Consider the following 23,420-nt stretch of genomic DNA (forward strand, 5'->3'; position numbering starts at 1 on the left):
CCCAAGCGCCGCCGCGCCTGCCCGCGAACAGGCCCGCACGCAGGCGTTAGAGCCGGCTCCGGGCCCGTGCCCGCCGCCCCCTCGCCACACCTGCCGGCTGTCGATACACTTGTTGCCTGATCGGAAATCTGGCCCATGAAACAGACCCGCCACGCGTCCTACCAACCACTGCTGAAGTCGCTGGCCCATGCCGCGATCGCCCACCGTCCGCAGGACTGGACCGAGGGCGAGGTGTTGCTGCGCCCTGGCAGTCCCAGTGTGGGCTGCGCGCAGCGCCGCAGCGAGGACGCGCCGCAGGTCCCGGTGGCGCCGCCCGTCCTGACCCAGGCCCAGACCCTGGCCCAGGCCCTGACGCAAGACGGCCTGCCCTGGGTGGCCTGCCGGATCGGGTTCTTTCGCAAGCCGGTGGGTTGGGGCGTGCGGGTCCGCATCACCCCCGCTGTCGGGGCCCCCGAGGTGGACCTGACGCCGGAGCGTGGCCCTGCCGCGGCACCACCGGTGGCGGCCGCCGTTGAACCGCCCCTGCCCACCTTGTCACCCCTGCCAGGGGCTGTGCCGGGAGGCAACGTGCCACCCGCTTGGGCACCCACCCAGCCGGCGCTGGCCGGCGGCGGCGGGGTCCCCACCTCGTCACGCCCGGCACTGGTTTGCGACCACTGCCAGGAGACCACGCTGCTGTTCAAGCTCAGCCGCGAGGGGCTCGACCATTACCGCTGCCATTGCTGTGGTTACGAGGTCGCCATGCATGCGCGGCCGGACTTTGATGACTCGGCTTACAACCTGCCCCGCGGCGGCGAGGCCGAACCCGCCCCCGAGGCCCCGGCCGAGTTGCGTCGCAGCCTCGACGGCCAGATCACCGGTCCCGAGTTTTCGCTGCGCTTCAGCACCCCGGAAACGCTGCTCTACGAAGTGCCTTCCGGTCAGGTGCCGATGCGCGTGGTGGCCGACCCCGAGCGCGGCGCCCGCGTGGTCGAGGCCAACCGCGTCACCACCATGGATACCCCGTTCGGGTCCCGCATGCTGACCCCGCGCGAACACGCCACCATCCTGCGCCACCTCGCGCAGGCCGTGCCCTTGATGCCGGGCCGCTTTTTCATCGAATGAGCCCGAGCCGCCGCGGTCCCCTCGCCAGGCCCCTGCGGGACTGGGGCGGAGCGCGCTGGTGGGGCGGGTGGGCTGGGTGGACCGGGGGCGGACTGCTCATGGCGGCTTGTCTGAGCGCGGCCTGGGCCGGCCCGGCGCCCTGGTACCAGTGGCGCAGCGACCTCCAGGGTCAGACCCTGTGTGCCCAGGCGTCGCCCGGTGCGGCCTGGGTGCGCGTGGACGGCCCCTACCTTGACTCGGACTGCCGTCGACCGCCGCCGCGCCGCCAGCCCATGTGAGGCGGCCGACCGAGCGGGGCCGTGGTCCTGGCGGGGGCTGTCTTGCGCGCGCTCAGCGGCCGGGCTCAGTCGGTCGGCAGGCCCAGGGCGGTGCGCACGGCATGCGCCTGGCGTTGCAGGCGCTGTGATTCGGGGTGTTGGTTGGCCTGCACTTGCAGCAGGTTTTGCGCGCCGACCCACTGGCCTGAACGCATCAACGCGTCCAGGTGGATCTGGCTGAACAGGTCGCGCTGGGCATGGCTGCCCCCGGTTTCCAGCAGGCGGGGCAGCGCCGTCCCCAGCGCCTGCACCGCCTCGGCGGCCCGCCCGGTGGCGTGGGCCAGCAGGCCTTGTGCGGCCGGGCAGGCCACTTCGAGCCAGGCGGCACGCAGCGGGCCGTGCACCTGCTGGGCATGGGCCTGCAGGCTGTCCAGCCAGGCGTGGGCCTGCTCGGTGCGGCCTGCGCGGGCCAGGCCGTACAGGTACTGCAAGTCCAGGAAGGGCAGCACATGGTCGTGCTCGCGCTGGGCCAGGTGCTCACCCAGGTCCCGCCAGCGCTCACCCACCGGGACCCCGGCCAGCTCCAGCCGGGCCAGCAGCGACACCGCATTGATCTGGTCCTGGCTGTAGCCCTTTTCGACCCCCCAGACCTGCTGGTCGTAAAGGGCCAGCACGGCGTCGTGCTCGCCCAGCTCCAGCTCGAACAAGGCCAGGTGCCACCAGTTGTGGGTGCGCATGAAGGAGTTGAGCGGCTGCCAGCCCCCACTGGACTGGCGCATGAATTGACGCCCCTCGCGGTGCCGGCCTTCGGTCAGCATCACATGGGCCAGGGCGTGCTGGGCCCAGGGCTCGGTGGGGCAGTGTTGCAAGGCGTGGCGGGCCCGCTGCTCGGCCTCGCGCAGCAGGTGGCATTGCTCATAGCCGAAGGCGGCCATGCCATGCCATTGGGGCACATCGCTCGCGGCCTTGGCACAGGCCAGGGCCAGGCGCAGCATGCCGGGCGAGTTGCCTTGGTTGAACAGGTGGTACTGGCCCAGCTTGAGCGACACCAGGTCGCGCGGGTGCAGGCGCGCCTGTTCCTCGTGCAGGGCCACGGCGCGGGCCAGGTCGCCGTCCACCCAGGCCGCCACCGCCGCAATGAAGCGTTGTTCGCGCTCGGTGGCGTGGCGGGCGCCCGCCAGGGCCCGGTCGATGAAGGGGCGTGCCTGGCGCGGCGCCTGGGCGTTCTCGGCAAACAGGTGCAGCGCTGCCACGCTGGCCTGCACCCAGGGGCTGCTGTCGGCCGCGGCGTCGAGCAGGCGCACGCAGCGGGCCTCGCAGCGGATGAAGCCTTCGACAAAGTCGTTCACGGGCCCCAGGCTGCTGGGGTCGTGCAAGGTGACGGGGTTGCCAAGGCTGTCGCAAGGCAGGTCGGCATGGTGGGCGAGGGCGGTGTGAACCGAGGGCGGCGTGCTCATGCTGGCATTGTGCCGCGGCGGGCCCGCGGCCGCTCCGCCGTGCGGCCTTCGGTGCGGGGGCCGCCGTGTGTGGCCATCTGCCGCTTTGTACCGCCTTGTGCCGCTGTGTGCCAGGGCGGGGCAGGGCGTGGCAGGGCGGGGCAGGCGTCGGGGCAGGCGTCACACGCCGGCTTGCTGATGGCGCCATTCCTGGCTGCGGCCCCCGTAGCCGTAGGCCGCGGCCCGGGCGTCGATGACGTGGCTGTAGCACACCGGGTGGAGCTGGGGCAGCAGGGCATCCATGGCGCGGTGAACCTCGGCCAGAAAGCGGGCTTTCTCGGCCTTGGTGTTGGTTTCATCGGTGACGCTGATGTCCAGGTGGTAGGCGCTCTGACCCAGTTCGGCCAGGCTTTGGCGACCGATGAACCAAGTCTCTGCGGGGCAAAACTGGATGCTGGTGGCCATCACGGCCTCGACCTTGCCCAGCACGCGGTGGGTGATCTCACAGACGGTGTGGCAGACCTGGCGGGCCAGTGCGGTATCGGCCGGGACGGACAGTTGGATGACGATGTGGGGCATGACGGGCTCCTGGGGCGTGGTGGCTGAATGGGGTCATTCTGAGTGGGTGTCATCCATCGGAAAAGCGGGAATTTATGATGTCATCCCATTGAAAAACCGTTGAATCAAACATGGCCAATCCCCTGTTTCAGTTGGACCAGCTGCGCACCCTGGTGGCGGTGGTCGAGGCCGGCAGCCTGAGCGCGGGGGCGCCCCGGGTGTTCCTGTCGGCGTCGGCGGTCAGTGAGCAGTTGCGCAAGCTGGAGCAGCAGGCGGGCCACCCGCTGCTGCTGCGCTCCAAAGGCGGCGTGCAGCCCACCCCGGCGGGGCAGCGCCTGCTGGTCTGGGCGCGTCAGATGCTGGCGCTCAACGACGAGGCCTACCGTGACCTGCGGGGCGTGCCGCTGACGGGGGCTTTGCGCCTGGGCGTGACCGACTACTTTCGCCCCGCCGAGCTCAGCCACCTGCTGGCGCGGGTGCAGGCCCGCTACCCCGGCGTGAACCTGCAGGTGTCGGTGCTCAAGAGCGGGCTGATCGAGGCCGCTTACGCGGCGGGGGAGCTGGATGTGGGCGTCACCTTGCGCGTGGCAGGGCCGGGCAGCGCCCGCACCGGGCAGTTGCTGCGGCGTGAACCCTTGCAGTGGCTGGCCGCGCCCGGTTGGCGGCCCGAGCCCGGCCAGGCGCTGCGGCTGCTGGCCCTGCCGGACAGCTGCTCGCTGCACCAGTTCACGGTGGGCTTGTTGCAGCGCCGACGCGTGCCCTACGTGGTGGCGCTGCAGGCCTCGGGGGTGGCGGGTCTGCAATCTGCGCTGGCGGCTGGCCTGGGCCTGGCCTGCCTGAACGCTTCGTCCCAGGCGCCCGGGGTGCAAGCCGTGGCGGCGCCGCACGGGCTGCCGGCCTTGCCGCAGGCGGGCTTCTGGGTGTTGCCCGCGCGCCAGGGCGAGAGCGACTTCGTGCGCCAGGCCCGGGCGCTGTTGCTGGCCGATCTGGCGTGACCGGAGGCCGGGCCTTGGGGGGACCTGGCCGGGGGGCGCTGATGCGCCGCCCTAGGGCCTCGGCGCAAGGCACGCCAGTGGCCCGGCTGTGAGGGCCCCGCATCAGGACGGCGGGGCGTCAGGGGGGGGCAGGGGGCAGGGGGTCAGGGCGAGGCTGTGCGGGCCACACCTTCCAGCAAGGTCTGGAACAGCAGTTGCGAAGGGCGCCCGTTCTGGGGTGCTGCCTGGTTGTAGCGCCCCGCGGTGATCACCACCACCAGCTTCAGCGCCGGCACCAGGTACAGGCGTTGCCCCCCATTGCCCATGGCCGCGATCCAGGCCCAGTCGCGGCCATCCACCGTGTGGCTGCCCAGGCGCCACAGGTAGCCATAGCGCCAACCCGGCAGTTCGGCGGGCAGGCGGCCTTCAAAGCTGTCGCGCACATGGGCTTCGGGCACGATCTGCCGGCCCTGCCAGCGCCCGCCATCGAGCAGCATCTGCCCCAGTCGGGCCAGGTCGCGGGGCCGCAGGCGCAGGCCCGCATGGGGCATGGGCTGTTGCCCGCGACCGGTCTGCCAGACCACGGCCTCGATGCCCAAGGGGTCGAACAGCGCCTGTTGCGCGTACTTCGCCAGGGTTTGGCCGCTGACCCGCTCCAGCACCGCCCCCAGCAAGACCACGCCCCCACTGTTGTAGCGGTACTGGCTGCCCGGGGGGGCCATCAGGGAGCGACCCAACACGTAGCCCACCATGTCGCTGGAGAACTCCATGCGGCTTTCGTCGCTGAACAGGGACACGGCGCCGTCCTCGTTCCAGTCCATGCCGGAGGACATGGTCAGCAGGTGCCGAACCGTGATGGCGCGCCAATCGGGGGACGCCTCGGGGCGCCCCAGCAGGTCCAGCACGGGGGTGTCCAGGGAGGGGATCAAGCCCTGTTGCAGCGCCACGCCCACCAGCAGCCCCACCACGCTTTTGCTGATCGAGCGCAGGTCGTGCAGGGTGTTGGCGTCAAAGTTTTGCTCGTGCGAACCCCACTCGCCAAGGTGCCGGTCTTTGCCGCTGAAATAGTGCTCGGCCAGCGGCTCGCCTTGTCGCAGCACCAGCACACCGTGCAGATTCTGGGCGGCGGCGTCGCTGGGGCGGGCATCGTGGCAGAGCTTGCTTTGCAGGGCACTGGGTGGGCGCTCCAGCGCCTGTTCGCAGGCCGTGGGGGGCGCGCTGGCCGCCCCCGCGGGGCCGCTCAAGGCGGCGGCCAGCCACAGTGCCAGGAGGACATGGGCGGGCTGGCGCATGGGCTTCAGGCCGTGGGGGGCTGCGGCCAGGGCCGCTGGGCGTCGCGGATCAGCTCAAAGGCCCGCGACACCTGCAGCACGCCCAGGTCGTCAAAGCGCGGCCCGGCGATCTGCAGGCCGATCGGCAGGCCACTGGCGGTGTAGCCACAGTTGATCGACGCGGCAGGCTGCTCCGACATGTTGAAGGGCACCGTGAAGCCAATGTGCTCCAGCCCGTGCAAGGGGTCGTTGGTGGGCGAGGGCAGCTCGGCCGCAAAGGCCGGCATGGGCGAGGTGGGCGAGATCACGTAGTCAAAGGCGCTGCAGGCCTTCACCGCGGCCAGGCGCGTCAGGTGGAACTGCTGGCTGGCGTTGAACACCTGGGGCCCGTCGAACGCGGCCGCACTGTCGGCCCATTGGCGGATGTAGGGCAGCACCCGGTCGGCCTGCGCGGGTGGCAGGGCGGACAGGTCCAGGTGCGAGCGCATGCGCCAGAAGTGGTCCATGCCATCGAGCATGGCCTGCGTCATGAACGGCGCCATCGGCACCACCTGGGCGCCGGCCTGCTCGAACAGGGCCGCAGCGCGTTCGATGGCGGCGCGGATCTCGGGCTCGACCGGCAGGCCGCAACCCGCGTCCAGCAGCAGACCGATGCGCAGGCCGCGTAACTTGTCGACCCCCTGGTCAAACTGCGCCCAGGCGATGTCCTGGTAAGGCAGGCTCATGGTGTCGCGTGGGTCGGGCAGCGACAGCGCCGCCATCATCAGCGCCGAATCGGCCACGGTGCGGGTCATGGGGCCCGCGGCGCGCCCGGTGTAGGGCGGGTCGATGGGGATGCGGCCCAGGCTGGGCTTGAGGCTGTAGATGCCGCACCAGCCGGCCGGCAGGCGCAGCGAGCCCCCGATGTCGGTGCCCACATGCAGCGGCCCATACCCGGCCGCCGCGGCGGCCCCGCCACCGGCGCTGGAGCCCCCTGGGCCCTTGCTCAGGTCCCAGGGGTTGCGCGAGAGCTTGTGGAAGGTCGACAGGCCCGACGACAGCATGCCGTAGTCGGGCATGGTGGTCTTGCTGACGATGACCGCACCGGCCTCCTTGAGGCGCGCCGCCGGGGGCGCATCGGCGGCCGCGGGCACCAGGCTGACCGCAGCGCTGCCCAGGGGCGTGGGGTCGCCCGCGGTGGCGATGTTGTCTTTCAGGGTGGCGGGCACGCCGTCCAGCAGGCCTTGCGGCTGGCCTTTGAGCCAGCGCGCCTCGCTGACGCGGGCCTGCGCCAGGGCCTGCTCGGGACGGAACAGCCAGGTGGCGCACAGGGCGGGCTCCCAGCGTTCGATCTGGCGGATCACCGCCTCGGTGACTTCAACGGGCGACAGCGACCGCTCGCGGTAGGCCTGCAACAGGGCGTGAGCGCCCAGTTCATGCAGGCCGGGGGTGGGGGTGCTTGGGTTCATTTACCAGGACAGGGCCGACAGGTCGTTGACGAACACAGGCATGTCTTTCCACAGGCCCTTGAGGTTCTTGCGCGCAATGGTGATCCACTGCGGCTGGTACAGGAAGGCGTGCACCGAGTCCTCGGCCAGCAGCTTCTGGGCCTCGCCCAGCAGCTTGGCGCGGTCGGCTTCGCGCGGCGTGTTGTTGATCTTCTTGAACAAGTCGCTGAACTTGGCGGACTCGTAGTTCCAGTAGTAACCCGGCTTGGCGAAGTTGCCCAGGTCAAAGGGCTCGACGTGGGAGATGATGGTCAGGTCGTAGTTCTTGTTGGTGTAGACGCCGCTGAGCCACTGCGCCCATTCCACGTTCTGGGTCTTGGCCACGATGCCGATCTTGGCCAGCTGCGCGGTGATGACCTCGCCGCCCTGGCGGGCGTACGGCGTGGGCGGCAGCACCAGGCTGACTTCGAGCGGCGTGGTGACGCCGGCTTCTTTGAGCAGGGCCTTGGCTTTCTCGACGTTGAAGGGGTTGATGCCGGTGGTGTCCACATAGCCCAGCGCACCGGGCACGTAGTGGCTGCCGATGGGCGTGCCATAGCCTTCGGCGGCCCCTTCGATGACGGCCTTGCGGTCAATGGCGGCGGCGATGGCGCGGCGCACGCGCACGTCGTCAAACGGCTTCTTCTTGTTGTTGATGGCCAGGATGGTCTTGGCCCGCGAGCCCGCCACGAGGACCTGGTACTGCGGGTTGGCCTTGAACTGGGGCACGCCACGGCTGGTCACGCGCTGGAAGGCATCGACGTCACCGGCCAGCAGGGCCGCGACCTGGGCCGCCGGGTCGCCAATGAAGCGGAAGGTGGCTTTCTTGATCTTGATGGCGTTGGCCAGGCGGTGGCTGTCCCACTTGGTCAGCACCACCGAGGCCCCCTTGTTCCAGGCTTCGAGCTTGAAGGGGCCCGTGCCCACAGGCTTGGTGGCGTTGCTGTCGGCGGTCTTGGGCTCGACGATGATGGCCGTGGCCTGACCCAGCACAAACAGGAAGTCGGGGTCGATCTCCTTGCGCAGCACCACCACGGTGTGGTCGTCGACCACCTGGGTGCTCATTTCCGCAAAGACGCGCTTGTCCTTGTTGGTGCTCTTTTCGCCGCCGGCGCGGTCGAAGGAGAACTTCACCGCCGCCGCGTTGAACGGCTCGCCATTCTGGAACGTGACGCCGCGGCGCAGCTTGAAGGTGTAGGTCTTGAGGTCGGGCGAGACTTCCCAGCTTTCGGCCAGCAGCGGCGTCACGCTGCCGTCGGCGTTGATTTTGGTGAGGGTCTCGAAGATGTTGTAGAGCACCACTTCGGCGATCGCCGAGGCTGCCCCAGCGGTCGGGTCCAGGCCTGGCGGCTCGAGGGTCATGCCCAGCACCACCGCGTCCTTGCGGCTTTGGGCCAGGGCCTCCAGCGAGGTGGTGGCGGCAAGGGCGGCAAAGGCCCCCGAACTCAGGACATGGCGGCGGTTGATCATGCTTTCAGACTCCAGAAAAAACATCAGGGAGGGATATGGGACGGCACCGGTTCAGGGTGCCCTCGCGGCAGGCTGGCCACCACGGCCAATCTGCCAAGGCTCGAAAATCATTGTAGAAGCCTGCGGTGGTGGGCAAGACGGCATGCGCTGGGGGCTCGCAAAATGGGCTCAGGCCGTCTGGCGCGGGCGGCGCCGGCGGCGCCCCGGTTCGGCTTGCGGCACGGCGGCCACCAGGGTGCGGGTGTAGTCGTGCTGGGCGTTGGCAAACAGTTGCTCGGGCGGGCCCTGCTCCACGATCTGGCCGCGGTAGAGCACCGCCACGTCATCGCACAGGTGGTTGACCACCGCGAGGTCGTGGCTGATCAGCAGGTAGGTGATGCCGTGCTGCGTTTGCAGTTCTTGCAGCAAGTTGAGCACCTGGGCCTGCACCGACACGTCGAGCGCGCTGACCGGCTCGTCGGCCACGATCAGGCGGGGCCGGGTGATCAGCGCGCGCGCGATCGCGATGCGCTGGCGCTGGCCGCCGGAGAACTCATGCGGGTACTTGTCGAGGTCGGTGGGGCGCAGGCCCACCTCGCGCAGCACCTCGCCGGCCTGTTGGCGCGCGCGCTCGCGGCTGACCTGGCGCGGGTCGCCCAGGCCGTGCAATGGCTCGGTGACGATGCGCTCCACGGTCTGCCGCGGGTCCAGTGAGCCATAGGGGTCCTGGAACACCATCTGAAAATGCTGCCGTGCCTGGCGCAGCGCGGCGGGGCTCAGCGCGTGCAGGTCCTGGCCCGCCAGCTCGACCCGGCCCGAGGTGGGGTGGTCGAGCGCCATCACGAGGCGCGCCAGGGTGGACTTGCCCGACCCCGATTCGCCCACGATGCCAAGGCTGCGACCGGCCTGGATCTCGAAGCTCACGCCTTGCAAGGCCTTGACTTGACCGGGCGGGCGGAACAGGCTTTCACGCGGCAGGGTGTATTCGCGCACCAACTGGTGCACGCGCAGCAGGGGGGCGCTCATGTGGGGGTCTCCGGCTGCCGTGTGGCGTGGTGCCAGCACCGCACCAGGTGGTCGCCCAGGGCCAGGCCATGGGCATCGGTGGCGTGTGAGGGCAGGGTCTCGGCCACAGGGCGCTGCTGCACGCATTGGTCAGTGCTCAGTGCGCAGCGGCCGGCAAAGGCACAGCCGGGCGGCAGGTCGACCAACTCGGGCACCGTGCCCGCGATGGTGCTCAGCAGGGGGCGCGGTCCAGGCCCCCGCCGCGCACCCAGTTTGGGGCGGGCTGCGAACAGGCCACGTGTGTAGGGGTGGGCCATGTGCGCAAAGACGGCTTCGGTGGGGCCGCTTTCGACCACGCTGCCGCCATACATGACCAGCATGCGGTCGACGTTGTTGGCGATCACGCCGAGGTCGTGCGAGATCAGCATCAAGGCCATGCCGCGCTCGTCGACCAGCTCATTGATCAGGTCCAGGATCTGGCGCTGCACGGTGACGTCGAGGGCGGTGGTCGGTTCGTCGGCGATCAGCAGGTCGGGCTGGCAGGCCAGCGCCATGGCGATGGTGATGCGTTGCCGCTGGCCGCCCGAGAACTGGTGCGGGTAGGCGTCGACCCGGCTGGCGGCCTGCGGGATGCCCACGCGGTCGAGCAGGCGGATCGCTTCGGTGCGCGCCGCACTGGCCGACAGGCCCCGGTGCAGGCGCAGCGGCTCGGCCACTTGGCGCCCAATCGGGTGCACCGGGTTGAGGGCGGTCATGGGCTCCTGGAAGATCATGGCCATGCGGTTGCCACGCAGGCGGCACAGCGCCGCCTCGTCGCGGCCCACCAGTTCCTGGCCGTCGAGCACGATGCTGCCGCGCACCTGGGCCGACTCGGGCAGCAGGCCCATCAGGGCCATCACAGTGAGCGACTTGCCGCAGCCCGACTCGCCGATCAGGCCCAGGGCATCGCCCTTGTCGAGCGAAAAACTCAGGCCCCGCACCGCATCGGCAGGGCCACGCGGCGTTTGCAGCCGGATGTGGAGGTCGTGGACTTCGAGCAGGGCCATGGCGTGCGAACCCAATCTTCAGGACATCAGCGCTTGCGCGCCAGGCGGGGGTCGAGCAGGTCGCGCAAGCCATCGCCCAACAGGTTCAGTCCCAGCACGGCGCTGGCAATCGCCAGGCCGGGGAACACCGCCAGCAGCGGCGCCTGGAACAACATGGTCTGGGCTTCGCTGAGCATGCGGCCCCACGACGGCTGCGGCGGCTGCGTGCCCAGGCCCAGGTAGGACAGGGCGGCCTCGGCCAGGATGGCCAGGGCGAACTGGATGGTGGCCTGCACCACCAGCACCGACAGGATGTTGGGCAGCACATGGTCGCGCGTGATCTGCCAGGGGCTGCGGCCGCAGGAGCGCGCCGCCAGCACGAATTCGCGCGACCACACCGCATTGGCCGAGGCCCGGGTGATGCGGGCGAAGGTCGGGATGTTGAAGATGCCGATGGCGATGATCGAGTTGACCATGCCGGCCCCGAACACCGCGGTCAGCATGATGGCCGACAGGATGGCGGGGAAGGCGAAGGTGAAGTCGGCCAGGCGCATCACGGCCTCTTCGGTCCAGCCCCGCCGCGCCGAGGCCAGCAGGCCGAGCGCGGTGCCCACGGTGACCCCGATGCCCACGGCGATCAGGCCCACCGCGATCGAGCTGCGCGCACCCACCAGCAACAGGGACACCACATCGCGGCCAAAGGTGTCGGTGCCCAGCCAGTGCGCCCAGGACGGCCCCTGCAGCTTCAAGCTCAGGTCCACTTCGTAGGGCGAGTAGGGCGTCCAGACCCAGGACAGGGCGGCCGCCAGCACCAGGGCCGCGGTCAGCAGGGCACCCAGCACGAAGCTGGGGTGGCGCCGTGCGCGTTGCCAAAAGCCGGGCGCGGCCAGGGCGGGTGTGGCGGGCAGAACGGCGCTCATATGTCGCTGGCTTTCACACGCGGGTCGATCACCGCATACAGCAGGTCGACCACGAAATTCACCACCACCACCAGGCTGGCCAGCAGCATCACGCAGTTGCGCACCACGATCAGATCGCGGTTGGCGATAGACTGAAAAATCAGCCGGCCCAGACCGGGCAGGAAGAACACATTCTCGACCACGATGGTGCCGGCCAGCAGGTTGGCAAACTGCAGACCCATCACGGTGATGACTGGGATCAGCGCGTTGCGCAGCACATGGCCCCACAGCGTGGCGCGGCGGCTCAGGCCCTTGGCGCGGGCCGTGCGCACGAAGTCTTCGCGCATCACCTCCAGCACCGCCGAGCGCGTGATGCGCGCCAGGATGGCGGCCTGCACCACGGCCAGCGACACGGCCGGCAGCAGCAGCGATTTGAGGGCCTCCAGCGGGTCGTCCTCCCAGCCCGGAAAGCCTCCCGCGGAGAACCACTGCAGGTGCACCGAGAACAGCAGGATCAACAGGATGGCGAACCAGAAATTGGGGATGGCGATGCCCACCTGGGCCAGGCTCATCATGCCGACGTCGCCCGCGCGGTTGTGGTGCGAGGCGGCGTACAGGCCCGCGCTCAGCGCCAGGGCGGTGGTGAGCACCATGGCCATCAGGGCCAGGGGCACCGTCAAGGCCAGGCGCTCCAGCACCAGTTCAAGCACCGGGGTGCTGTAGACATAGCTGTTGCCGAGGTCACCTTGCAGCAGGCCCCAGACCCACTGACCGTAGCGCGTGAGGGCGGGCTGGTCCAGACCCAGCTTGCTGCTCAGTGCGGCCACGGCGTCGGGCGACGCATCGGGGCCCATCAGCATCTGGGCGGCGTTGCCTGGCAGGATCTCCAGCACCACGAAGATCAGCACCGAGGCCCCGGCGAGAGTGGCGATGAAGGTGAGAAAACGTTTGAACAGGAACAGGCTCATGGGGCCGCGGGTCACAGGCCCGAGTGGGTCGGGCGAGGTGTTTTCCTTGCAAAAAAACCAGCATATATGAAACCGCTGGCGCTGGCTGTCCTGCGGGCGTGCTGCCGTCTAAAAGCCACAGTTTCATGTAGCGTTGACTGAATGGAAGTTGACGCCCGGGCCGTCCTCGGGTTAGAGCCGCGTCTGCGCCGGGGGCCTTGCGTGGGGGCGGTCCGGCGGTCGGGCTGGAGCCGACTGGGGGCGGACTCGGGCGGACTGGGGTCTTTGGGCTTGGCGGGATAATACGGGCCATGCCCTGTTTTTCCCGTTCTTTCTGTTGTCTGTTCGCCGACCGGCTCGCGGTCTCGGCCAAGGAGTGCGTATGGCGCTGATGATCACTGATGAATGCATCAACTGTGATGTCTGCGAGCCCGAGTGCCCCAACGAGGCCATCTACCTGGGGCCGCAGATTTACGAGATCAACCCCGACAAATGCACCGAGTGCGTGGGGCATTTTGATGAGCCCCAATGCGTGCAGGTCTGCCCGGTGGCCTGCATCCCGGTCAACCCGCAGCGGGTCGAGAACCGCGAAACCCTGATGCAAAAGTACCTTCGTCTGCAGGCCGACGCGGCCCACTGAGCCGCATCGCCCCGCGCTGCCCGCTCACGCCGCGGGCGGGGTGGGGGGCGTCGGCGTCTCGGTGCCCTGGGGGGCGGTGCTGCCGGGGTTGGTGCTGGCGCCTGCCGCCGCCGCCGTGTCGGTGCCGCCGGCCTCCGGGGCCGGTTTGCGCGGCGGCTTGGGACGCGGTGGCTTGCTGGTGTGGATGTGCAGCGTGGCTTTGTCCATCTGGCCTGCCATCAGGGCGGGCGCTGCCTTGAGGGTGCGCGCGATGCAGTCCTCGATGGCCTGGCGTTGTTCTTGGGGTGGTTTCTTCAGCACCCAGCCCACCACTTCAGCGCGGTCACCGGGGTGACCAATGCCCAGGCGCAGGCGCCAGTAGCGGTCGGTGCCGAGCTGGGCGTGGATGTCGCGCAAGCCATTGTGGCCCGCATGGCTGCCGCCGAGCTTGAGCTTGGCTTCGCCGGGCACCACGTCGAGTTCATCGTGCACCACCAGGATCTCTTCGGGCTGGATCTTGAAGAACCGCGCCAGCGCCGAAACCGACTTGCCCGACAGGTTCATGAAGGTCTGCGGCTCCAGCAGCCACACAGTCTGGCCGTCGACCTGGGCCCGCGCGACCCTGGCGAAATAGGCTTTGTCGGGGACCAGGCTCACTTTGAGCGAGCGGGCCAACTCATCAATCCACCAGAACCCGGCATTGTGGCGGGTGGCCTCGTATTCGGTGCCCGGGTTGCCCAGGCCTACAAACAGCTTGATCATGGAACAGATTATCCGCAGCCACCGGCGGTGGGGGTGAGAAAGCAAAACGGCCCACCGAGGTGGGCCGTTGAGCAGGGGAGGGGTTGAACTGCCCCGCCGTGCGGGACAGATCGAAGCCACTCAGGCCAAGCCTGAATTACTTCTTGCCCTTCTTGGCGGGAGCGGGGGCAGCCACGGGAGCAGCCACTTCTTCCACCGGAGCCACCACGGACACCAGAACCGGGTTCTTCTTGCCGTGGGTCAGGGCGACCACGCCCTTCGGCAGGGTGATGTCGTTCAGGTGCAGGGACACGCCCTTCTTCAGATCCTTCAGGTCCACAGCGATGAACTCGGGCAGGTCGGCCGGCAGGCAGGTGACTTGCAGTTCGTTGACGATGTGGTTGATCATGCACTTGTCCAGCTTGACAGCCGAAGACTCTTCTTCACCGCTGTAGTGCACCGGCACCTTGGTGGTCATCTTGGTCTTGGCATCAACGCGTTGGAAGTCGATGTGCAGTACCAGTTGCTTGAACGGGTGGTATTGCACGTCGCGCAGCAGAACCTTGGTTTCTTGGCCGTTCAGTTCCATGTCCAGCACGCTGGAGTGGAAAGCTTCCTTCTTCAGGGCGTGCCACAGAGCGTTGTGATCGATTTCGATCAGTTGCGGCTCTTTGCCTTCACCACCGTAAACGATACCGGGCGTTTTGCCGGTGATGCGCAGACGGCGGCTCGCACCCGTACCTTGCTTGGCGCGCTCAAAAGCGACGAATTTCATAACGGACTCCTAGTGGGGTCGACCGCGACCAGTGCGACCCATTTTTGAAAATGGGCTGAGAAGCCTTCCTGGCTCTCAGCCCGCAGTGTGTTCAGCAACGTGAAAACCCCCTGACGGGGGTCATCTCAGTCGGAGAACAGGCTCATGACCGACTCGCCGCGGGCAATGCGCTGGATCGTTTCGGCGATCAGCGGTGCCACGGAGAGTTGGCGAATCTTGGTGCAAGCCTGAGCTGCATCGCTGAGGGGAATGGTGTTGGTCACCACAACCTCGTCGAGGGCCGAGCCCTTGGAGATGCGCTCGATGGCCGGGCCCGAGAAGATGGCATGCGTGCAATACGCGTAGACCTTCTTGGCGCCACGTTCTTTCAGCACTTCGGCGGCTTTGACCAGGGTGCCGGCGGTGTCGATCATGTCGTCCATGATCACGCAGTTGCGGCCTTCGATCTCACCGATGACGTGCATCACTTCGCTGACGTTGGCCTTCGGACGGCGCTTGTCGATGATGGCCAGGTCGCAACCCAGTTGCTTGGCCAAGGCGCGTGCACGCACCACACCACCCACGTCCGGCGAGACCACGATCAGGTCTTCGTATTGCTTTTGGCGCAGGTCGCCCAGCAGCACCGGCGAAGCGTAGATGTTGTCGACCGGGATGTCGAAGAAACCCTGGATCTGGTCGGCGTGCAGATCCATGGTCAGCACGCGGGCCACGCCCACGGTTTGCAGCAGGTTGGCCACCACCTTGGCCGAAATCGGCACGCGGGTCGAACGCGGACGGCGGTCTTGACGGGCGTAGCCAAAGTAGGGGATCACAGCACTGATGCGCTCGGCCGATGCACGCTTCAACGCGTCCACCATGATGAGCAGTTCCATCAGGTTTTCGTTGGTCGGAGCGCAGGTGGACTGAACCACGAACACATCGCGAGCACGAACGTTTTGGTTGATCTCGACAGTGACTTCGCCATCGGAAAAACGGCCCACATGGGCTGCACCGAGGGTTGTGCCGAGGTTTTTGGCAATTTCAGCGGCCAGACCAGGATTGGCGTTGCCCGTGAAAACCATGAAATCAGGTGGGGTGGCTTGCATGAGCGTCCAGCGATCTGAAAGAAAAATGCCTGTACGTGCAACGTATTTGGCAGGGGAGGAAGGACTCGAACCCTCGAATGCCGGAATCAAAATCCGGTGCCTTAACCAACTTGGCGACTCCCCTACACGGGTTGATGTCTACAGTTAGACACCCACCGATGACTTGTCGCTGGTTGCCCATCCCAGTAAAGGATGAACTTCCATATTGCTGCATTGCTTGATTCGCCAAGTGCCTGGTGCACTTGCTAAATCGAGCTTTGACTCATCTTGCTTCAGCATGTGTGAAAACACAGCACTTCCAGAACCGGTCATTCTAGGGCATAAACCTGAGCTTGCGAGCCAGTTTAAGGCTTGCGTCACTTCAGGGCAGAGCCTTTGAGCAACTGGCTGCAGGTCGTTTTCACCGAAGCGGTAATGATCAGCAGCGAAGCCTGCGATTGTAGCAGGTTTTTTATCCCGCTTCAACTCAGGCGCTGAAAAAATTTTTGCAGTCTCCAATCCGGCTTCGGGCTTCACGATGATGAAGCGGCCTGGCGGGCACTGCTCTGTTGTTTCCAGCGGGCGTATTATGTCACCAATTCCCTCCACCCAAGCGTTCCGGCCGCGAATAAAAAACGGCACGTCGGCGCCGAGGCGAATCGCCAGCGCGCACAACTGCTCGGTGCTCAGTTGCAGTCCCCACAAGCGGTTGAGTGCCAGCAAGGTGCTGGCCGCGTCCGACGACCCCCCACCCAGGCCGGCCTGCGCCGGGATGTTTTTCTGCACGCTGATCTGCGCCCCCAGTGGGGTCTGGCCGGTCTGCTGCAGCAGGCGGGCGGCCCGCACGATGAGGTCGTCCGCCGGCAGGGCTTCGCTGAGGTCCTCGCGTTGGATCTGGCCGTCCGAGCGCAGCTCGAAATGCAGGGTGTCGCACCAATCCACCAACATGAACACCGATTGCAGCAGGTGGTAGCCATCGGGCCGCCGACCGGTGAGGTGCAAAAACAGGTTGAGTTTGGCTGGTGCCGGGACGTCGTATATCGCCTTCATGGCGCGCATTATCCCGTGCCCGGTGCGCCGCGCCGGGGCGCTGCGCCTGGGGCCTTGGCGTGTCGCCAGGTGGGGGCCGCGCAGGGCCGGGGCGTGGGCGATTCAAAGCGCAGGCATGGCGGCCACGAGGGCGTCTGCGGGGCCTTGTTCGGGCCCCAGGCGGGCCTCACCCAGGGGCACTTTCAGGGTCTCTTGCGGCCTCCTGGTGTCCCAGGCCCGAGGCTTGGCGGCGGGGCATGAAGGGTCAGGAAGCAACCCACAATCGACGCAGCCCATAGCCCGCAGCCCGCAGCCCATGGCGGTGTTGCAAGGTGGTGGGTTTCAGCGGTCCAGCAACACGCGCAAGTCCACCACGGGGGCAGGGTCCAGCCGTTGTGCCAGCAGGCGCCCATCGGGCAATTGCGACAGGTCGGCTTGCCAGCCGGGCACGGTGACCTGTTCACCGCGCAGCCAGTGGAACAGCGCGGGCAGCGGCAAGGCCGCACCCGTCAGCGCCAAGGTCAGTTCGTCCATGCTGGGGTAGCGGCGGGTGTCCTGGCCCGTCTGCAACTCAGCGCGGCCGGCCTGCCAGCGCACTTCGCCGGCGGTGCCGCCCAGGGGGGTGAACAAGCGCAGGCTGCCCGCTTCGGCGTGCCCCAGCAACTCGAACGAGGCATTGAAGGACTGGGGCGGCAGGCTGTCCACCTTCAGGGCCAGGCGACCGTACCAGGCGGCCTCGGGCGGTGTGTCGGCAGGCGGGGCGCGACGTGGCGCCGCGCACGCACCCAGGCCCATCACCAGGCCCAGGCTCAGGGCACTGCGCAACACCACACGACGCTCGTTGGGGAGGAGGGCGTTGGCCTCTTGGCCCGGGGGCTCAGGCCGGTCGGTAAGGGACCGATTGAACAAGGCCCCCCGCGGCCAACGTGACGCCAGCGTGGTCACGGTTTGACGTTGAATCGGCGCAAGGTCTCCAGCAAGGTCTCGTTGTCCTTGCTCAACGCGAGGCCTTCCTTCCAGACGCTTTGGGCGCGGCTCTTCTGGCCGGCCACCCACAGCACCTCACCGAGGTGGGCCGCGATCTCGGGGTCGGGCTTGGTGCGGAAGGCCTTGTCCAGGATGCGGATGGCTTCGGTGAGGTTGCCGGCCTTGAACTCGACCCAGCCCAGGCTGTCACTGATGAAGGGGTCGTTCGGCGCAAGGCTCAGTGCCTTGGTGATCAGCTCACGGGCTTCCGGCAGGCGCAGACCGCGCTCCGCCAGCGAGTAGCCCAGCGCGTTGTAGGCGTTCTGGTTGTCGGGCTGCTGTTCGATGATGGCGCGCAGCAGTTGCTCCATCACGTCGTAACGCTGCAGTTTGTCTGCCAGCATGGCCTGGTCGTAGAGCAGGTCGGTGTCGTCGGGGAAGTCGGCCAGCGCTTTCTCCAGCAACTGAAACGCGGCTTCGAATTGCTTTTGCGCGCGCAGCATCTGCACCTCGGCGATCAGGCGCGATCGGGCCTCGGCCGGCGTGCCGCTGGGCAGGCTTTTCAGCAGCGCGCGGGCTTCGTCGACACGGCCTTGCTGGGCCAGCAGCGAGGCTTGGCGGGTCTTGGTGGTCGTTTGCAGGTTGGGGCTGCTGACCTTGTTGAGCCAGCCTTGGGCCGCGTCGATGTCCTGGCGCTTTTCGGCCAGCAGGGCCAGCGACAGGTAGGCCTGCGACTCGCCGCGCTGGCGGGCCTCGTCCTGGGGCTGCTGGGACACCAGCTTGAGGTAGCGCTCCAGCGACCGCTGACCGGCAGCCTGCTGGTTCTGCTCGGCTTGCAGGGCGCCCAGGATCAACCAGGCTTCGGCCAGGTCGGCGCTGTCGTGGGTGGCCTTCTCAAGCTGTTGCTGGGCCTCGGCGTAGCGCTGGTCGGTGATCAGGGCGCGCGCGTACGCGGTGCGCAGGTCAGGGCGGGCGTAGGTGGTCAGGTACTGTTTGACCAGCGCTTCAGCGGCGGGCAACTGGGGCTCCATCAGCTCCAGTGCCAGGCGCACCGGGGCCTCGGCGCCCGGCTTCAGGGCCAGTGCCCGGCGTGCGGCGTCCAGTGCCAGGGGTTTGCGGCCGGCGGCCATGCGCATCTGGCCCACGACCATCCAGGCGTCCACGCCCAGGGCGGGGTCGGTCAGGTCTTTGGCCAGGGCTTCTTCCACCACCCGGGCGGCCAGGGCCCGGTCGCCCACCCGGCTGTACAGCTGGGGAATGGCGGCCAGCACCTGGGGCTTTTGGGCCAACGGGGTCAGGGCCAGCTCGCGTTGCAGGGGTTCGGCGGTGTCGCTGACGCGGTTCAGCGCGATCAGGATCTGCAGCATGTAGCGGTTGGCCTCGCGCGAGTCCGGCTGGGCCAGGCGCCAGTTCTGCGCCGCCTGCAGGGCCGAATCCCCCGAGCGGGCCTGCAGGGCGATTTCCATGGCGCGCTGGTACAGGCGGCTGTCGTTGGTGCGCCGGGCACTGTCGAGCAGCAAGGCAAAACCAGAGGCCGGGTCTTTGCCCTTGGCGCTCATTTCACCGATGAGGATTTCGTAGAACAGCTGGGCGTCCAGCGCCGAGTTGACCACCTTGCTGTCAGGCGTTGCGTCGGGCGGCGGGCTCTGGGCCCAGGCAGGCCCTGTGAGGGTCATCAAAACGGCGACGGCGACAGGGCCCAAGCGGAGGAATGGCAACATCGACTCATAATAATCCATGCCTGTCAACGAAGTGTGCGATGCCTGAATTACCCGAAGTCGAAGTCACCCGGCGCAGCTTTGCCGACCGCATTGCCGGCGCCCGCATCGTCTCGGCGACCCTGGGCAAGCCCTTGCGCTGGCCCCTGGGCTGCGCCCCAGCCGAGCTGGTGGGGCGCACGGTGCTGGGGGTTCGCCGGCGAGGCAAGTACCTGCTGCTGGACCTCGATGAAGGGCTTTTGTTGCTGCACCTGGGCATGTCGGGCAGCCTGACCTTTGCGGCGCCCGGCACCCTGGCGGGCGTGCACGACCACTTTGACCTGCTGACCAACCAGGGCCTGTTGCGCCTGCACGACCCACGCCGCTTTGGCGCGGTGGTGCACGCCGCGGGCGAGACCGACCCGGTGGCGCGCAAGCTGCTCGACCACCTGGGGCTGGAGCCGCTGGGGGACACCTTTCAGGTGGATGCCTTCCATGCGGGCTTGAAGCAACGCCGGGCCGCCATCAAGCAGGTGCTGTTGGCCGGCGATGTGGTGGTCGGCGTGGGCAACATCTATGCGTCCGAGGCCCTGTTCTTGGCCGGCATCCGCCCCACCACGCGGGCCGACCGCATCAGCCTGCCGCGGGCGCGTGGCCTGCACGCGGCCATCCGCGACGTGCTGGGGCGCGCCGTCGAGAAAGGCGGCAGCACCTTGCGCGACTTCTTCAACGCCCAGGGCGAGAGCGGTTACTTCCAGCTTGAAGCCGCGGTCTATGGGCGCGCAGGCCTGCCTTGCCGCCGCTGCGAAACGCCGGTTCGCCTGCTCAAGCAGGGCCAGCGTTCGACCTTTTTTTGCCCGGTTTGCCAGCGCCCCTGAGGGGCTTGGGGCGGTGCTATATTGACCGGCACAGTCGATCAGGACCACCGTGGGCATTTCTTTCAACGAACAATTCGACCAGCACGGCGCCTGGCGCCGCGACTTTGCCCTGCGCCTGAAACAGCTGGGTGAATGGACGCGCACCCACCGCCTGGCCGACAGCGCGGTGCAGGCCCAGCTGCAGCGGCTGGAGGCGCAGGTGCGGGCCGACAAGGTCACGGTGGCCTTTGTGGCCGAGTTCTCGCGCGGCAAGTCGGAACTGATCAACGCCTTGTTCTTTGCCGGTTACGGGCGCCGCATCATGCCGGCCGCCGCGGGCCGCACCACCATGTGCCCGACCGAGCTGGGCTACGAGCCTGAGCTGCCGCCCTGCCTGCGCCTGCTGCCGGTGCAGACCCGGCTGCAGCCGCTGGCGCTGGCCGAATGGCGCGAGCAAGCCGAGCAATGGACCCGCCTGCCGCTGGACCTGCGCGACCCCGACGGCCTGGCCGCCACCTTGGCGATGGTGTCCGAGGTGATCCGAGTCAGCCAGGACGAGGCGCGCGCACTGGGCTTCTGGCACGACGAAAGCCCCGAGGACAACCCCTTGCCCGACGCCGAAGGCCGGGTGGAGATTCCGCGTTGGCGCCATGCCCTGATCAACCTGACCCACCCGCTGCTGGAGCAGGGCCTGGTGATCCTGGACACCCCGGGCCTGAACGCCGTGGGCGCCGAACCCGAATTGACCGTGAGCCTGATCCCGCAGGCCCATGCGGTGGTGTTCATCCTGGCGGCCGATGCCGGCGTGACCCGCTCCGACCTGGCCATGTGGCGCGAACACCTGAGCCCGCCCGAGGGCACCACCGCCTCGCGCCTGGTGGTGCTCAACAAGATCGACACCCTGTGGGACGCGCTCAGCAGCCCGGAGCAGATCGAGTCGCAGATCCAGCGCCAGCGCGCCCTGTCGGCCGAGATGCTGGGGGTGCCCGAAGCCCAGGTGCTGGCGGTGTCGGCCCAGAAGGGCCTGGTGGCCAAGGTGTCGCAGGACGCGAGCTTGCTGGCGGCCAGCCGCCTGCCCACCCTCGAAGATGCGCTGGGCCAGGGCCTGCTGGGCCAGCGGCGCGCCATTTTGCAGCAAGCGGTGTCACAGGGCGTGGGCGGCCTGCGCCAGGAGTTGGGCCGGGTGTTCAACATCCGCCGCCGCGACCTGGCCGAGCAGATGCTGGAGCTCAATGGCCTGCGTGGCAAGAACGCCGCCGTGATCCACAGCATGCGCCTGCGCATCGAGCAGGAGCAGGGCGAATTCGACGAAAGCAACGCCCGTGTTCAGGCCGTCAAGTCGGTGCACCTGAAGCTGCAGCGCGAGGCCCTGCACCCGCTGTCGACCGGCAACCTCAAGCTGGTGCTGACCCAGCTCACGCTGGCGCTGCGCCAGCCGGGCCTCAAGCTGGGCGTGCGCCGCTCGTACGCCGAGGCCTTTGCCGAGTTGCGCCGTGTGCTGGCCAGCACCGTGCAGGCCAGCGGCGAACTGCAGTCGATGCTGTCGAGCTCGTTCAAGCAATTCAATGCCGAGTACGGCTTCTCGTTGCAGGTGCCCAACCCGCCCGACATGAGCCGTTACGAAGCGGACCTGGCGCGCATCGAAAGCGGCCACCTGCAGTACCTGACCTTCAGCCACGCCCTCAAGCTGGCCCAGCCCGCGTTTGCCGAACGCCTGGTGCGGGCGCTGGGCACGCGCCTGCGGGTGGTGCTGGAGTCGGCCGCCAGCGACCTGGAGGCCTGGAGCCACGCGGCCGTGGCGCAGATGGATTCGCAGGTGCGCGAGCGCCGGCGCAGCTTCATCCGCCGCCTGGAGGCGATTGACCGCATCCAGCAAGCGGCGTCCAGCCTGGCCGAGCGCATTGCCGAAATCGAGGCCAGCGAGGCCAAGCTGCAGCAGCTGGAAAAGCAGCTGCGCAACCTCACCGATGACCTGCTGGAGGCCGTGGACCAGGTGCCCGCCCGCCAGCCCAACGAGACACTCTCTGCATGACGATGGAATCCCTGGCCCAGCGGGTCGTCCGCTGGCAGCGCGCGCACGGGCGCCATGACCTGCCTTGGCAAAACACCCGCGATCCCTACCGCGTCTGGCTGTCGGAGATCATGTTGCAGCAGACCCAGGTGTCGACCGTGCTGGACTACTTTCCGCGCTTTCTGGCGCGCTTTCCGGACGTGGCGGCGCTGGCCCAGGCCGAGCAGGACGAGGTGCTGGGCCTGTGGAGCGGGCTGGGTTATTACAGCCGTGCGCGCAACCTGCACGCTTGCGCGCGCCAGGTGATGAGCGCGCATGGTGGCGCGTTTCCGCGCTCGGCCGAGGCGCTGGCCACGCTGCCGGGCATTGGCCGGTCGACCGCTGCGGCCATTGCCTCGTTCTGCTTTGAAGAGCAGGTCGCCATCCTCGACGGCAACGTCAAGCGCGTGCTGACGCGCGCGCTGGCTTTTGACGGCGACTTGGCCGTGGCCGCCGAGGAGCGCCGCCTGTGGGCCCTGGCCACCGGGCTGCTGCCCGAAGCGGCCCCGCCCGAGCCCGGCCAGGCCTGGCCCCGTTCACCCGACATGCCGGCCTACACCCAGGGCCTGATGGACCTTGGCGCCACGGTGTGCAGCACGCGCAAGCCCAGTTGCCTGCTGTGCCCCTTGCAGCCCATCTGCCGCGCCCAGACCGCCGGTGAGCCCGAGCGTTACCCGGTGCGCACCCGCAAGCTCAAGCGACGTGCCGAGCGCTGGTGGCTGCTGTTGCTGCAGGGCCCGCAGGGCGAGGTGTGGTTGCAGCAGCGGCCCCAAAAAGGCATCTGGGCCGGCATGGACAGCCTGCCCGTGTTCGAGGACGAAGCCGCTCTGAAACAGGGCCTGCACGCGGCCCTGGGGACCACCGTTGCCGCGAGTGCGGCGCAGGTGCTGGAGCCCTTTTTGCATGTGCTGACGCACCGCGACCTGTACCTGCACCCGGTGTGCGTGCGCGTGCCCGCGGGGGCCCAGCCGCAAGTCGATGCGTTGCCAGGGCGCTGGCTGGGCGCTGACGCCTGGCCCACGGCAGGCCTGCCCACGCCGATCCGCAAATTGCTGGTGCAGCAGGCGAGCGCGCCCGCCTGAGCCACTGGCTCCGGCCGGTGTGGCCGTGGCTGGATCGGGGCGGGGTGGTGCAGGGCGGTGCCGGTCGGGGCGCGGCACACCTTGGCGCGCGGTGTCAGGCCGGGCGTTGCGGCGCACTGCGCCGTTGTGGTGGTGGCTGCGCTGGTCCC

The 23,420-nt window shown here is 68.3% G+C and carries 22 protein-coding genes and 1 tRNA gene; 7 read left to right on the forward strand and 16 right to left on the reverse strand.

Annotation, left to right across the window (positions count from 1 at the left end):
• Positions 1-135: 135 nt before the first annotated feature.
• Both PSQ40_RS11855 and PSQ40_RS11860 read left to right on the forward strand, forming a co-directional pair.
• Positions 136-1,104: a C1 domain-containing protein gene (locus PSQ40_RS11855; protein ID WP_273951694.1), complete on the forward strand. Its 969-nt coding sequence runs from the start codon at positions 136-138 to the stop codon at positions 1,102-1,104.
• A 98-nt stretch (positions 1,105-1,202) separates the two neighbouring features.
• The gene (locus tag PSQ40_RS11860) at positions 1,203-1,382 is read left to right on the forward strand and encodes a hypothetical protein (protein ID WP_273951695.1); all 180 of its coding nucleotides are present in this window, start codon (positions 1,203-1,205) and stop codon (positions 1,380-1,382) included.
• Positions 1,383-1,447: 65 nt separating this feature from the next.
• Here PSQ40_RS11860 and PSQ40_RS11865 read toward each other — a convergent pair whose 3' ends face one another.
• Both PSQ40_RS11865 and PSQ40_RS11870 read right to left on the reverse strand, forming a co-directional pair.
• A complete protein-coding gene (locus PSQ40_RS11865; RefSeq protein ID WP_273951696.1) occupies positions 1,448-2,818 on the reverse strand; it encodes a tetratricopeptide repeat protein in 1,371 nt (456 codons plus the stop codon).
• 159 nt (positions 2,819-2,977) lie between these two features.
• Positions 2,978-3,376 (reverse strand): tautomerase family protein, encoded by a 399-nt coding sequence (locus PSQ40_RS11870; protein ID WP_273951698.1) that lies wholly within the window; start codon positions 3,374-3,376, stop codon positions 2,978-2,980.
• Between the two features lie 110 nt (positions 3,377-3,486).
• On the opposite strand from PSQ40_RS11870, the gene PSQ40_RS11875 reads away from it, so the two are divergent.
• Entirely contained in the window at positions 3,487-4,350 is an 864-nt protein-coding gene (locus PSQ40_RS11875) for a LysR family transcriptional regulator (RefSeq protein WP_273951700.1), read from the forward strand.
• 143 nt (positions 4,351-4,493) lie between these two features.
• Here the strand turns inward: PSQ40_RS11875 and PSQ40_RS11880 are convergent, their stop codons facing one another.
• From PSQ40_RS11880 to PSQ40_RS11910, 7 genes are all read right to left on the reverse strand, one after another.
• On the reverse strand, positions 4,494-5,621 hold the full coding sequence (locus tag PSQ40_RS11880) for a serine hydrolase domain-containing protein (protein ID WP_273951702.1): 1,128 nt from the start codon (positions 5,619-5,621) through the stop codon (positions 4,494-4,496).
• Positions 5,622-5,626: 5 nt separating this feature from the next.
• Entirely contained in the window at positions 5,627-7,048 is a 1,422-nt protein-coding gene (locus PSQ40_RS11885) for an amidase (protein WP_273951704.1), read from the reverse strand.
• Positions 7,049-8,536, reverse strand: a complete 1,488-nt coding sequence (locus tag PSQ40_RS11890; RefSeq protein WP_273951705.1) for an ABC transporter substrate-binding protein — start codon at positions 8,534-8,536, stop codon at positions 7,049-7,051.
• Between the two features lie 168 nt (positions 8,537-8,704).
• Positions 8,705-9,541 (reverse strand): ATP-binding cassette domain-containing protein, encoded by an 837-nt coding sequence (locus PSQ40_RS11895; RefSeq protein WP_273951707.1) that lies wholly within the window; start codon positions 9,539-9,541, stop codon positions 8,705-8,707.
• Complete coding sequence (locus PSQ40_RS11900; RefSeq protein WP_273951709.1) at positions 9,538-10,566, reverse strand: ABC transporter ATP-binding protein; 1,029 nt, start codon at positions 10,564-10,566, stop codon at positions 9,538-9,540. The genes PSQ40_RS11895 and PSQ40_RS11900 overlap by 4 nt, the downstream gene beginning before the upstream one ends.
• Positions 10,567-10,592: 26 nt before the next feature.
• Entirely contained in the window at positions 10,593-11,465 is an 873-nt protein-coding gene (locus PSQ40_RS11905; protein WP_273951711.1) for an ABC transporter permease, read from the reverse strand.
• Entirely contained in the window at positions 11,462-12,412 is a 951-nt protein-coding gene (locus PSQ40_RS11910) for an ABC transporter permease (RefSeq protein WP_273951713.1), read from the reverse strand. Before PSQ40_RS11910 ends, PSQ40_RS11905 begins: the two co-directional genes overlap by 4 nt.
• A 361-nt stretch (positions 12,413-12,773) precedes the next feature.
• Here PSQ40_RS11910 and PSQ40_RS11915 point away from each other — a divergent pair, with 361 nt between their 5' ends.
• Positions 12,774-13,031, forward strand: coding sequence for a YfhL family 4Fe-4S dicluster ferredoxin (locus PSQ40_RS11915; protein WP_273951714.1), 258 nt, complete (start codon positions 12,774-12,776; stop codon positions 13,029-13,031).
• Between the two features lie 24 nt (positions 13,032-13,055).
• On the opposite strand, the gene pth is transcribed toward PSQ40_RS11915, so the two are convergent.
• The 7 genes from pth to PSQ40_RS11950 form a co-directional block, all read right to left on the reverse strand.
• A complete protein-coding gene (pth, locus tag PSQ40_RS11920; RefSeq protein WP_273951715.1) occupies positions 13,056-13,772 on the reverse strand; it encodes an aminoacyl-tRNA hydrolase in 717 nt (238 codons plus the stop codon).
• A 136-nt stretch (positions 13,773-13,908) separates the two neighbouring features.
• On the reverse strand, positions 13,909-14,526 hold the full coding sequence (locus PSQ40_RS11925; protein WP_273951716.1) for a 50S ribosomal protein L25/general stress protein Ctc: 618 nt from the start codon (positions 14,524-14,526) through the stop codon (positions 13,909-13,911).
• A gap of 125 nt (positions 14,527-14,651) precedes the next feature.
• Positions 14,652-15,611 carry a ribose-phosphate pyrophosphokinase gene (locus tag PSQ40_RS11930; protein WP_273951717.1) on the reverse strand — a complete coding sequence of 320 codons (960 nt, stop codon included), beginning with the start codon at positions 15,609-15,611 and terminating at the stop codon, positions 14,652-14,654.
• A gap of 47 nt (positions 15,612-15,658) precedes the next feature.
• Positions 15,659-15,735 (reverse strand) — tRNA-Gln (locus tag PSQ40_RS11935).
• 20 nt (positions 15,736-15,755) lie between these two features.
• A complete protein-coding gene (gene ispE / locus PSQ40_RS11940; protein WP_273951718.1) occupies positions 15,756-16,640 on the reverse strand; it encodes a 4-(cytidine 5'-diphospho)-2-C-methyl-D-erythritol kinase in 885 nt (294 codons plus the stop codon).
• Positions 16,641-16,961: 321 nt separating this feature from the next.
• Entirely contained in the window at positions 16,962-17,447 is a 486-nt protein-coding gene (locus PSQ40_RS11945; protein ID WP_273951719.1) for a lipoprotein insertase outer membrane protein LolB, read from the reverse strand.
• 113 nt (positions 17,448-17,560) lie between these two features.
• A complete protein-coding gene (locus PSQ40_RS11950) occupies positions 17,561-19,324 on the reverse strand; it encodes a tetratricopeptide repeat protein (protein WP_457851492.1) in 1,764 nt (587 codons plus the stop codon).
• 20 nt (positions 19,325-19,344) lie between these two features.
• Here PSQ40_RS11950 and mutM point away from each other — a divergent pair, with 20 nt between their 5' ends.
• From mutM to mutY, 3 genes are read left to right on the forward strand one after another with little or no spacing between them, the layout of a single operon-like run.
• Positions 19,345-20,160: a bifunctional DNA-formamidopyrimidine glycosylase/DNA-(apurinic or apyrimidinic site) lyase gene (gene mutM / locus PSQ40_RS11955; protein WP_273951721.1), complete on the forward strand. Its 816-nt coding sequence runs from the start codon at positions 19,345-19,347 to the stop codon at positions 20,158-20,160.
• Positions 20,161-20,209: 49 nt separating this feature from the next.
• Positions 20,210-22,171, forward strand: a complete 1,962-nt coding sequence (locus tag PSQ40_RS11960) for a dynamin family protein (protein WP_273951722.1) — start codon at positions 20,210-20,212, stop codon at positions 22,169-22,171.
• Positions 22,168-23,271: an A/G-specific adenine glycosylase gene (mutY, locus tag PSQ40_RS11965; RefSeq protein WP_273951723.1), complete on the forward strand. Its 1,104-nt coding sequence runs from the start codon at positions 22,168-22,170 to the stop codon at positions 23,269-23,271. Before PSQ40_RS11960 ends, mutY begins: the two co-directional genes overlap by 4 nt.
• Positions 23,272-23,420 lie beyond the last annotated feature (149 nt).

This window comes from Curvibacter cyanobacteriorum (assembly GCF_028649475.1).
Classification (GTDB): Bacteria; Pseudomonadota; Gammaproteobacteria; order Burkholderiales; family Burkholderiaceae_C; genus Curvibacter; species Curvibacter cyanobacteriorum.

Excerpts from the sequence above, each read along its gene's own strand:
- PSQ40_RS11855 (WP_273951694.1), top strand. The coding sequence starts at position 136 with ATGAAACAGACCCGCCACGCGTCCTACCAACCACTGCTGAAGTCGCTG.
- PSQ40_RS11950 (WP_457851492.1), bottom strand. The coding sequence starts at position 19,324 with ATGGATTATTATGAGTCGATGTTGCCATTCCTCCGCTTGGGCCCTGTC.
- mutY (WP_273951723.1), top strand. The coding sequence starts at position 22,168 with ATGACGATGGAATCCCTGGCCCAGCGGGTCGTCCGCTGGCAGCGCGCG.
- PSQ40_RS11925 (WP_273951716.1), bottom strand. The coding sequence starts at position 14,526 with ATGAAATTCGTCGCTTTTGAGCGCGCCAAGCAAGGTACGGGTGCGAGC.
- PSQ40_RS11890 (WP_273951705.1), bottom strand. The coding sequence starts at position 8,536 with ATGATCAACCGCCGCCATGTCCTGAGTTCGGGGGCCTTTGCCGCCCTT.
- PSQ40_RS11860 (WP_273951695.1), top strand. The coding sequence starts at position 1,203 with ATGGCGGCTTGTCTGAGCGCGGCCTGGGCCGGCCCGGCGCCCTGGTAC.
- PSQ40_RS11905 (WP_273951711.1), bottom strand. The coding sequence starts at position 11,465 with ATGAGCGCCGTTCTGCCCGCCACACCCGCCCTGGCCGCGCCCGGCTTT.
- mutM (WP_273951721.1), top strand. The coding sequence starts at position 19,345 with ATGCCTGAATTACCCGAAGTCGAAGTCACCCGGCGCAGCTTTGCCGAC.
- PSQ40_RS11865 (WP_273951696.1), bottom strand. The coding sequence starts at position 2,818 with ATGAGCACGCCGCCCTCGGTTCACACCGCCCTCGCCCACCATGCCGAC.
- PSQ40_RS11910 (WP_273951713.1), bottom strand. The coding sequence starts at position 12,412 with ATGAGCCTGTTCCTGTTCAAACGTTTTCTCACCTTCATCGCCACTCTC.
- PSQ40_RS11880 (WP_273951702.1), bottom strand. The coding sequence starts at position 5,621 with ATGCGCCAGCCCGCCCATGTCCTCCTGGCACTGTGGCTGGCCGCCGCC.
- PSQ40_RS11870 (WP_273951698.1), bottom strand. The coding sequence starts at position 3,376 with ATGCCCCACATCGTCATCCAACTGTCCGTCCCGGCCGATACCGCACTG.
- PSQ40_RS11900 (WP_273951709.1), bottom strand. The coding sequence starts at position 10,566 with ATGGCCCTGCTCGAAGTCCACGACCTCCACATCCGGCTGCAAACGCCG.
- ispE (WP_273951718.1), bottom strand. The coding sequence starts at position 16,640 with ATGAAGGCGATATACGACGTCCCGGCACCAGCCAAACTCAACCTGTTT.
- PSQ40_RS11885 (WP_273951704.1), bottom strand. The coding sequence starts at position 7,048 with ATGAACCCAAGCACCCCCACCCCCGGCCTGCATGAACTGGGCGCTCAC.
- PSQ40_RS11915 (WP_273951714.1), top strand. The coding sequence starts at position 12,774 with ATGGCGCTGATGATCACTGATGAATGCATCAACTGTGATGTCTGCGAG.
- PSQ40_RS11875 (WP_273951700.1), top strand. The coding sequence starts at position 3,487 with ATGGCCAATCCCCTGTTTCAGTTGGACCAGCTGCGCACCCTGGTGGCG.
- pth (WP_273951715.1), bottom strand. The coding sequence starts at position 13,772 with ATGATCAAGCTGTTTGTAGGCCTGGGCAACCCGGGCACCGAATACGAG.
- PSQ40_RS11895 (WP_273951707.1), bottom strand. The coding sequence starts at position 9,541 with ATGAGCGCCCCCCTGCTGCGCGTGCACCAGTTGGTGCGCGAATACACC.
- PSQ40_RS11930 (WP_273951717.1), bottom strand. The coding sequence starts at position 15,611 with ATGCAAGCCACCCCACCTGATTTCATGGTTTTCACGGGCAACGCCAAT.